Origin of the sequence: Cellulomonas sp. ICMP 17802 (assembly GCF_041295535.1) — a bacterium.
Taxonomy (GTDB): Bacteria; Actinomycetota; Actinomycetes; order Actinomycetales; family Cellulomonadaceae; genus Cellulomonas.
The window spans coordinates 131,824-141,327 of sequence record NZ_JBGFQZ010000001.1 but is presented as its reverse complement, the minus strand read 5'-3'; the positions used below and the strand labels follow the sequence as shown (position 1 = coordinate 141,327).

At 69.9% G+C, this 9,504-nt stretch carries 9 protein-coding genes; 6 read left to right on the top strand and 3 right to left on the bottom strand.

Annotated elements, in window-relative coordinates:
• Positions 1–28 precede the first annotated feature (28 nt).
• Positions 29–1,120 carry an inositol-3-phosphate synthase gene (locus tag AB5970_RS00785; protein ID WP_370501993.1) on the bottom strand — a complete coding sequence of 364 codons (1,092 nt, stop codon included), beginning with the start codon at positions 1,118–1,120 and terminating at the stop codon, positions 29–31.
• Positions 1,117–1,767 carry a PadR family transcriptional regulator gene (locus AB5970_RS00780; protein ID WP_370501992.1) on the bottom strand — a complete coding sequence of 217 codons (651 nt, stop codon included), beginning with the start codon at positions 1,765–1,767 and terminating at the stop codon, positions 1,117–1,119. Before AB5970_RS00780 ends, AB5970_RS00785 begins: the two co-directional genes overlap by 4 nt.
• A gap of 298 nt (positions 1,768–2,065) precedes the next feature.
• On the opposite strand from AB5970_RS00780, the gene AB5970_RS00775 reads away from it, so the two are divergent.
• From AB5970_RS00775 to rplI, 5 genes are all read left to right on the top strand, one after another.
• Positions 2,066–4,483 (top strand): transglycosylase domain-containing protein, encoded by a 2,418-nt coding sequence (locus AB5970_RS00775; protein WP_370501991.1) that lies wholly within the window; start codon positions 2,066–2,068, stop codon positions 4,481–4,483.
• Positions 4,484–4,693: 210 nt separating this feature from the next.
• Positions 4,694–4,987 (top strand): 30S ribosomal protein S6, encoded by a 294-nt coding sequence (rpsF, locus tag AB5970_RS00770; protein ID WP_370501990.1) that lies wholly within the window; start codon positions 4,694–4,696, stop codon positions 4,985–4,987.
• A 72-nt stretch (positions 4,988–5,059) separates the two neighbouring features.
• Positions 5,060–5,596 carry a single-stranded DNA-binding protein gene (locus AB5970_RS00765; protein WP_370501989.1) on the top strand — a complete coding sequence of 179 codons (537 nt, stop codon included), beginning with the start codon at positions 5,060–5,062 and terminating at the stop codon, positions 5,594–5,596.
• Positions 5,597–5,673: 77 nt separating this feature from the next.
• Positions 5,674–5,910 carry a 30S ribosomal protein S18 gene (rpsR, locus tag AB5970_RS00760; protein WP_028051084.1) on the top strand — a complete coding sequence of 79 codons (237 nt, stop codon included), beginning with the start codon at positions 5,674–5,676 and terminating at the stop codon, positions 5,908–5,910.
• 14 nt (positions 5,911–5,924) lie between these two features.
• Positions 5,925–6,374, top strand: coding sequence for a 50S ribosomal protein L9 (gene rplI / locus AB5970_RS00755; protein ID WP_370501988.1), 450 nt, complete (start codon positions 5,925–5,927; stop codon positions 6,372–6,374).
• Positions 6,375–6,428: 54 nt separating this feature from the next.
• On the opposite strand, the gene AB5970_RS00750 is transcribed toward rplI, so the two are convergent.
• Entirely contained in the window at positions 6,429–7,784 is a 1,356-nt protein-coding gene (locus AB5970_RS00750; RefSeq protein ID WP_370501987.1) for an MATE family efflux transporter, read from the bottom strand.
• 333 nt (positions 7,785–8,117) lie between these two features.
• Between AB5970_RS00750 and dnaB the strand changes: the two genes are divergently transcribed.
• Positions 8,118–9,497 carry a replicative DNA helicase gene (gene dnaB / locus AB5970_RS00745; protein ID WP_370501986.1) on the top strand — a complete coding sequence of 460 codons (1,380 nt, stop codon included), beginning with the start codon at positions 8,118–8,120 and terminating at the stop codon, positions 9,495–9,497.
• Positions 9,498–9,504: the final 7 nt, after the last annotated feature.

Sequence of the window (9,504 nt, the reverse complement as noted above, 5' to 3'; positions counted from 1 at the left end):
GTCTGTCAGATCAGCGGGTGAGCCGAGCTCAGCGCTCGCGCTCGCCGCGGATGAAGGCCTCGACCTGCGCGCGACCCTCGGTGTCCTCGGTCTGCACGGGCGGGGACTTCATGAAGTACGTCGACGCCGACAGGATCGGGCCGCCGATGCCGCGGTCCTTGGCGATCTTCGCGGCGCGGACGGCGTCGATGATGATGCCGGCCGAGTTGGGCGAGTCCCAGACCTCGAGCTTGTACTCGAGGTTCAGGGGCACCTCGCCGAACGCGCGACCCTCGAGGCGGACGTAGGCCCACTTGCGGTCGTCGAGCCAGGCGACGTAGTCCGACGGGCCGATGTGGACGTTGCGGTCCTCCTTCTTGCCGCCCAGGGGGCCGGACAGGTTGGAGGTCACGGCCTGCGTCTTGGAGAGCTTCTTGGACTCCAGGCGCTCGCGCTCGAGCATGTTCTTGAAGTCCATGTTGCCGCCGACGTTCAGCTGGTACGTGCGGTCCAGCACGACGCCGCGGTCCTCGAAGAGGCGGGCGAGCACGCGGTGCGTGATGGTCGCGCCGACCTGCGACTTGATGTCGTCGCCGACGATCGGGACGCCGGCAGCCTCGAACTTCGCGGCCCAGACCGGGTCGGACGCGATGAAGACGGGGAGGGCGTTGACGAACGCGACACCGGCGTCGATCGCGCACTGCGCGTAGTACTTCGCGGCGATCTCGGACCCGACGGGCAGGTAGCAGACGAGGACGTCGGCACGGGCCTCGCGCAGGGCGGCGACGATGTCGACCGGCTCGGCGTCGGACTCGGTGATGGTCTCGCGGTAGTACTTGCCGAGGCCGTCGTTGGTGACACCGCGCTGCACGGTCACTCCGAGCGGCGGGACGTCGGCGATCTTGATGGTGTTGTTCTCCGAGGCGCCGATGGCCTCGGACAGGTCGAAGCCGACCTTCTTCGCGTCGACGTCGAACGCGGCGACGAACTCGATGTCGCTGACGTGGTAGTCGCCGAACTGCACGTGCATCAGGCCGGGCACGGTGCCGCTCGGGTCGGCGTCGGCGTAGAAGTGCACGCCCTGGACGAGCGACGCGGCGCAGTTGCCGACGCCGACGATGGCGACGCGGATGGAGGTCATCCTCGCTCCTTCTCGGTGGTTCGCGCGGGGGCGACGTCGTCGTCCTCCACGGGTGTGTCAGCAACGGCCGGACGACCGGTGCCTGCAGGACGGGTGCGACGAAGGCCGCGCTCGTTGTCGATCAGCCCGTCGAGCCAGCGGACTTCACGCTCGACCTGTTCGAGGCCGTGCCGCTGGAGCTCGAGGGTGTACTCGTCCATGCGCTCGCGGGTGCGGGCGAAGGACTGGCGGACCGTCTCGAGACGCTCGGTCAGGCGCGTGCGCCGACCCTCGAGGATCCGGAGGCGGGTCTCGGCGTCGGTCTGCCCGAAGAAGGCGAACCGGACGTCGAAGTTCTCGTCCTCCCAGGTGGCGGGGCCGGACGACGCGAGCACCTGCTGGAGGTGCTCCTTGCCGTCGGCGGTCAGCTGGTAGACGATGCGGGCGCGCTTGGACGCCACGGTGTGGGGGGCCACGATCGACTCGGTCCCCTGGATCCAGCCGCGGTCGACCAGCGACTTGAGGCAGGGGTACAGCGAGCCGTACGAGAGGGCCCGGAACGAGCCGAGCACCAGGTTGAGCCGCTTGCGCAGCTCGTAGCCGTGCATCGGGGACTCGTGGAGCAGCCCGAGGATGGCCGGCTCGAGCACGTCTGAACGACCGCGCACAGGGGCACCTCCTCAGGATGTTGGTGGAGTCGATGTATCAACTCGATACATCCGGAGAGTATGTCGAGTGTGACTCCACGAGCAAGTCGGCCCCCGCCGGGGGTGACCGGCGTCACGTCCTGAGGCCCAGGTGGGGCCGGTGTTCGCGGGCGCCGTGCCGATCGTGTGAAGGCTCTCCGCATTCGGCCCGCGGGTCCACTGGCGGGCACAGAGCGGTCCCCCATACTGGCTGCGCGGCTGACGCCTGCCCGGATCCGGGCGGCGCGCCCATCACAGTCGTCGGACGGAAGGCAGCGCGTTGGCAGGCACGAATCGGAGGGCTCCCGCTCGCGGCAAGCGCAGCGCGCCCCGCGGGTCGACGTCCTCGTCGGGCAGCAGCGCCCCCAAGCGACGCTTCTTCGACTACCCGCGCACCGGGTTCCACGGCCTGCACCGCTGGCTGCCCTCCTGGCGCGTGGTGCTCGGCACCGTCCTCACCGTCGGCTTCCTCGGCATGGGCGCGGTCGTCGGCGCCTACGCGTTCACCAAGGTCCCGAACCCCGCCGACGACACCCGCGCGCAGACGTCCACCGTCTACTTCGCGCCGGACGCCGACGGCACCCCGCCGGCCGTCATGGGCACGTTCGCCATGCAGAAGCGCCAGATCGTCGACACCACCGCCCTGCCGCCGTACGTCGGTCAGTCGGTCGCGGCGGCCGAGGACAAGACGTTCTTCACCAACAACAGCGGCGTCTCCGTCACGGGCATGACCCGCGCGCTCATCAACAACCTGCGCGGCGGCAAGACCCAGGGCGGGTCGACCCTCACGCAGCAGTACGTCGAGCGCTACTACGTCGACAAGACGACCACCGACTACGTGGGCAAGTTCAAGGAGACGCTGCTGGCCATCAAGGTGGCCAAGAGCAAGTCCAAGGCCCAGATCATGGACGGCTACCTCAACACCATCTACTGGGGTCGCGACTCGTACGGCATCCAGGCCGCCGCGCAGGCGTACTTCGGTGTCGACGCCTCCGCGCTCACGGTCGAGCAGGCCGCCCTGCTGGCCGGCATCATCCCGTCGCCCAACAACTGGGACCCGGCGGTCAGCCCGGCGAAGGCCGAGGCGCGCTGGAACATCGTGCTCGACTCCATGGAGGAGCAGGGCTGGGTGGACCCGACCGCGCGGGCCGCGATGGTGTTCCCGCCGACGATCGCGTACGCGCCGAGCGAGACCATGCGCGGGACCAACGGCTACCTGCTGCAGATGGTCATCGACGAGCTGGAGAAGCCGCCGTACGAGATCACGCGCGACGAGCTCAACCGCTCCGGCTACAACATCGTGACCACGATCGACAAGAAGATGCAGGACCTCACGGTCGACCAGGTCAACCAGTTCATGGCCGGGACGCTCGAGGGCCAGAGCGGCAAGCCCGCCGACAACGGCGACGACGTCGCCGCCCGCGTCCGCCCGTCGATCACGTCCGTCGACCCGAAGACCGGCGCGATCCTCGCCCTGTACGGCGGCCCGGACTACCTGACCGACTCCAAGAACCGGGCGACGTACGACGCGATCCAGGGTGGCTCGACCTTCAAGCCGTTCACCCTGATCACCGCCCTCTCGCAGGGCATCCCGCTCACGACGAAGTTCAACGGGCACACGCCGCAGGTCGTCCCGGGCTGGGACCCGGCGAACAACGAGCCCGTCCGCAACTTCGACAACGAGCAGGAGGGCACGATCGACCTGGTCAAGGCCACCGCGCAGTCCGTGAACACGGTCTACGCGCAGCTCAACATGAAGGTCGGCCCCGAGAACACCGCGAAGACGGCCGAGGCGGCCGGCGTCGGGATCACCATGGGCACCAACCCCGCCAACGTGCTGGGCACCGACCTGGTGAACCCGCTCGACATGGCGAGCGCGTACGGCACCATCGCGTCGGGCGGCACCCGCCACGACCCGTACATCGTCGCCACGGTGAAGAACTCCGACGGCACGGTCGCGTTCGAGCACAAGGTCGCGGGCGAGTCGGTGTTCGCCGCCGACGTCATGGCCGACACCACGTACGCCATGCAGCAGGTCGTCGAGTCCGGCTCGGGCAAGGACTGGGTCAAGCCGCTCGGCCGCCCGATCGCCGGCAAGACCGGCACGGCGAGCCTCAACAAGTCGGCGTGGTTCATCGGGTTCACGCCGAACATCGTCACCGAGGTCTCGCTGAGCCAGCAGAGCGTCGACGGCAAGGGCATCGACACGATCACGCCGTTCGGCAAGACCAAGGGCGGCCGCACGCTCAAGGAGGTCACCGGTGGCTCGTGGCCGGCGTTCCTGTGGGCGTCGTACATGAAGCAGGTCTTCGCGATGCCCGCCTACGTCGACGTGGTGCCGTTCCCGGACCGCGCCAACGTGGGGACCAAGGGCACGCCGACCGCAGCACCGTCGACGGCGCCGACGACCGAGCCCACCACCGCGCCCACCGAGCAGGCACCCGCGGCGGTGAACGTGCCCGGCGGTCTCGAGGGCAAGCTCGAGGCGGACGCGTCCGCGGCGCTGTTCAACGTCGGCCTCAACCCGACCATCACGTCCGAGCCGTCCGACACCGTCACCAGCGGCCGCGTCATCCGCGTCGAGCCCGGCGGCGGCACCTCGCTGCCGCCCGGCAGCAGCGTGGGCCTGGTGATCTCGACCGGTCCCAAGGCGCCACCGACGACCGCACCGACACCGGCCCCCACGCCGACCCCCTGACCCTGGCGAGGGGCGCTCGCCCGCCCCTCGCCCGAGCTTCCGGGTCCCAGCCCGTCCACAGCCGATTTCGGCGGTGGCTCCGGGCCGGGTAGCCTTGGAGATTGCTGTGCCCGGAGAGCGCCGTCGTCATGGACGGAGCGGTCCGGCCAGCGACGCACAGACCCTCCTGCCACGGATCGACCGTGGCCGCTGAGACCAGAGGAGGTGGGTATGAGCCTGCGTCAGTACGAACTCATGATCATCCTTGACCCCGAGATCGAGGAGCGCACCGTTGCTCCGTCGCTCGACAAGTACCTGACGGTCGTCAAGACCGACGGTGGCACTGTCGACAAGGTCGACATCTGGGGTCGCCGTCGTCTCGCGTACGACATCCAGAAGAAGTCCGAGGGCATCTACGCCGTCATCGACTTCCACGCGACGCCTGACACCGCCAAGGAGCTCGACCGCCAGCTCGGCCTCAACGAGGTCGTCCTGCGCACCAAGGTCCTTCGCGCCGACGCCTGATCTCTTGTGGGTGCGCGCGCGTAGCGTGCGGCTCCACACATTCCGACTGATCGAACGAACGAGGAGCTGGGCATGAGCGGTGAGACCGTCATCACGGTGATCGGGAACCTGACCGGGGATCCCGAGCTGCGCTTCACCCCCTCGGGGGCTGCGGTCGCGAACTTCACCGTCGCGTCCACCCCCCGTACGTTCGACCGCCAGAGCAACGAGTGGAAGGACGGCGACACGCTGTTCCTCCGCTGCTCGATCTGGCGGGAGGCGGCCGAGTCGGTCGCCGAGTCGCTCACCAAGGGCACCCGCGTCATCGTGACCGGCCGGCTCGTGCAGCGCTCCTACGAGACCCGCGAGGGCGAGAAGCGCACCGTGTACGAGCTCCAGGTCGACGAGGTCGGCCCGTCCCTGCGCTACGCCACGGCCAAGGTCACCCGGACCCAGCGTTCGGGTGGCGGCGGCGGTGGCTTCGGCGGCGGGGGCGGCGGCGGCTTCAACAACGGTGGCGGTGGCGGCGGATTCGGTGGCTCCGGCGGCGGCAGCAGCCAGCAGGACGACCCGTGGGCGACGCCCGCAGGTGGTTCCGGCGGCGGCTACTCCGACGAGCCCCCGTTCTGATCGGCGCCTGACACTCAGACATTCCCCATCCCTGGGCACGGCAACGCCCAGGGCTCCAGCAGACAAGGAGCACCACGATGGCCAAGGCCGTGGTCCGAAAGCCCAAGAAGAAGCAGAACCCGCTCAAGGCGGCGAAGATCGACGTCGTCGACTACAAGGACACTGCGCTGCTGCGCAAGTTCATCTCCGACCGCGGGAAGATCCGCGCTCGCCGGGTGACCGGTGTGTCCGTCCAGGAGCAGCGCGCGATCGCGCGTGCCGTCAAGAACGCTCGCGAGATGGCGCTCCTGCCGTACTCGTCGTCGGCGCGCTGAGAAAGGGGACCATCATGGCGAAGATCATCCTGACCCACGAGGTCACCGGTCTCGGTGAGCCCGGCGACGTGGTCGAGGTGAAGGACGGGTACGCCCGGAACTTCCTCGTCCCGCGCAACCTGGCGACGCCCTGGACCAAGGGCGCCGAGAAGGACGTCACCGCGATCCGCAAGGCCCGCAAGGCCCGCGAGATCGCGACGCTCGACGACGCCAAGGCGATCCGCGACTCGCTGCAGAGCAAGCCGGTCGTCGTGTCGGCCAAGGCCGGCGAGTCGGGCCGTCTGTTCGGTGCCGTCACGACTGCCGAGATCGCTGACGCGGTCAAGAAGTCGGGCGCCCCGCAGATCGACAAGCGGAAGGTCGAGATCGGTCAGCCGATCAAGGCCCTCGGCGACTACCAGGTGTCGGTCCGTCTGCACGCAGACGTGTCCGCGACGGTGACCGTCAAGGTCGTCGCAGCCTGACCTGAGCAGTCCTGAGAGGCGCCCCGTTCCCCTGGTGGGAGCGGGGCGTCTCTTCTATGCGCCGGTGACCATCCAGGCGGTGCCGCGGGCGCGCCAGCCGGTGGTGGCGGCGCGGGCGAGCATGAAGACCCCGGCGAACGCAGCCCAGAGCCACGCGAGTCCCGCGGCGCCGGGTGGCGCCTGCTCTCGGACGGCCATCGCGAACGGCACGTAGACGACAAGAGTCGCCATGCCGGCCCACGCGAGGAAGCGGCCGTCGCCGGCGCCGATGAGGACGCCGTCGAGCACGAACACCCAGCCGGCCATGGGCATGGTCACGGCGGCGACCACCAGGGCGGCCACGGCGGCGCGCCGGACGTCGTCGGCGGACGTGAACAGCGGCACGTAGGCCCAGGACAGACCGCCGACGACCAGCCCGAGCGCGGCGCCCGCACCGACGCCCCACTGCAGGGTCCGCCGCAGGATCGCGCGCACCCGCGGGACGTCGGCCGAGCCCAGGGCGTGGCCGACGAGGGCCTGCGCCGCGATCGCGAGGGCGTCGAGCGCGAAGGCCGCCAGGCCCCAGATCGCGTTGACCACCTGGTGCCCGGCCAGCTCGACGGCGCCGAGGCCCGTGGCCACCCAGACGGTCAGCAGGATCGCGAGCCGCAGCGAGAGGGTGCGGATCAGCAGCGGCGTGCCGGCGCGGGCGTTGGCCCAGATGCCGCCGGCGGCGGGCCGCAGGTGGGCACCGGCGGCCCGGGCGCCGCGCACGACCACAACCGTCAGCACGAGGGCCATGGCCAGCTGGGTGAGGGCGGTCCCCAGCCCCGAGCCGGCGATGCCCATGCCGACCCCGTAGACCAGCAGCACGTTGAGCACCGCGTTGACCACCGCGCCCGACGAGGCGACCACCAGCGGGGTGCGGGTGTCCAGCAGGCCGCGCAGCGCGCCCGTCGACGCGAGGACCAGGAGCATCCCGGGCAGCCCGGGCGACGACCAGCGCAGGTAGGTCACGGCCTGGTGCGCGACCTCGCCGGACGCGCCGAGCGCCTCCACCAGCGTCGGCGCGCTCAGCCAGGTGACCACGGCGAGGACGACCCCGAGGCCGAGAGCGAGCCACATCCCGTCGACGCCGACCTGCAGCGCGCCGCCCCGGTCGCCGGCCCCGAGGCGTCGCGCGACGGCCGCGGTCGTGGCGTAGGCGAGGAAGACGCAGAGCCCGACGACGGTCACCAGCACGGTCGACGCGAGCGCCAGACCGGCCAGCGGCGCGGTGCCCAGGTGGCCGACGACGGCCGAGTCGACGAGGACGAACAGCGGCTCGGCCACCAGCGCGCCGAGGGCCGGCACGGCGAGCGCGAGTATCTGCCTGTCCAGGCCGGGGGACGGGTGTCCGACAGATGAAATCTCGGCCAACCTTTCTCCCATCCACAGCAGGTGCACAGCGTTTGCGCGGGTGAGGGCCAGATCCAGGCGCAGGATCGCCCGTCCGTCCACACGACTGTCCACGGCCTGTGGACAAAATCGGACGCGATCCACAGCTCGGTTCACAGTAGGCGAGGGTTGCTCCACAGAAGTCCACAACCGTCCCCACAGGTGCGCGGTCAGTTCCCCACAGGCCGTCGCGGCGGTTTGGTCGCGCGGCTCGGGAGCCCTAACGTCGCGTGTGCGAGGACCTGTCGGAACGTCGGCAGGGCTCGTCTGGGCGCGGATGTCAGACCCCCCATGGAACATGTGTTCGACGACGACGATGGGGACCAGGTGACGATCGAGGAGCTCGAGTACGGCGCGCCGTCCGGCACGAGCCGCGGCGGTGGCGGTGGCTACGACCGCACCCCGCCGCAGGACCTCGACGCCGAGCGCAGCGTGCTCGGCGGCATGATGATCTCCAAGGACGCGATCGCCGACGTCGTCGAGCAGATCCGCGGCACCGACTTCTACCGCCCGGCGCACGAGGTCGTGTACGACGCGATCATCGACCTGTACGGCCGCGGCGAGCCGGCCGACGCCATCACGGTCGCGGACGAGCTGACCAAGCGCGGCGAGATCCAGCGCATCGGCGGCGCCCCGTACCTGCACACGCTCATCTCGTCGGTCCCCACGGCCGCCAACGCCGGCTACTACGCGCGGATCGTGCGGGAGCGCTCGGTGCTCCGCAAGCTGGTCGAGGCCGGCACCCGCATCGTGCAGCTCGGCTACGGCACCGACGGCGGCGACGTCGACGAGATCGTGAACAACGCGCAGGCCGAGGTCTACGCCGTGACCGAGCGCCGGTCGTCCGAGGACTACATGATCCTGGGCGACATCATCGGCGGGGCGGTCGACGAGATCGAGGCGGCGGGCCACCGCGGCGAGGGCATGATCGGCGTGCCCACCGGGTTCTCGGACCTCGACCGGCTGACCAACGGCCTGCACCCCGGGCAGATGATCGTCCTCGCCGCCCGCCCGGCCATCGGCAAGTCGACCATGGGCATCGACATCGTTCGCTCGGCGTCGATCAAGCACGGCCTGACCTCGGTGGTCTTCTCCCTCGAGATGAGCCGCAACGAGATCACCATGCGTCTGCTGTCGGCCGAGGCGCGCGTGCACCTGCAGAAGCTGCGCAACGGCCAGATGGGCGAGGACGACTGGGCCAAGATCGCCGCGACCATGGGCAAGATCTCCGAGGCGCCGCTGTTCATCGACGACTCGCCGAACATGTCGCTCATGGAGATCCGTGCCAAGTGCCGGCGGCTCAAGCAGAAGCACGACCTCAAGCTCGTGGTCATCGACTACCTGCAGCTGATGTCGTCGGGCAAGCGCGTCGAGTCCCGCCAGCAGGAGGTCTCCGAGTTCTCGCGGGCGCTCAAGCTGCTGGCCAAGGAGCTCGAGGTCCCGGTCATCGCCATCTCGCAGCTGAACCGTGGCGCCGAGCAGCGCACCGACAAGCGACCGCAGATGAGCGACCTGCGCGAGTCGGGCTCGATCGAGCAGGACGCCGACATCGTGATCCTGCTGCACCGCGAGGACGCGTACGAGAAGGAGTCGCCGCGCGCTGGCGAGGCCGACGTGATCGTGGCCAAGCACCGAAACGGCCCGACGGACACGCTCGTCGTGGCGTTCCAGGGGCACTACTCACGCTTCGTGGACATGCAGGCCTGACGCCGGT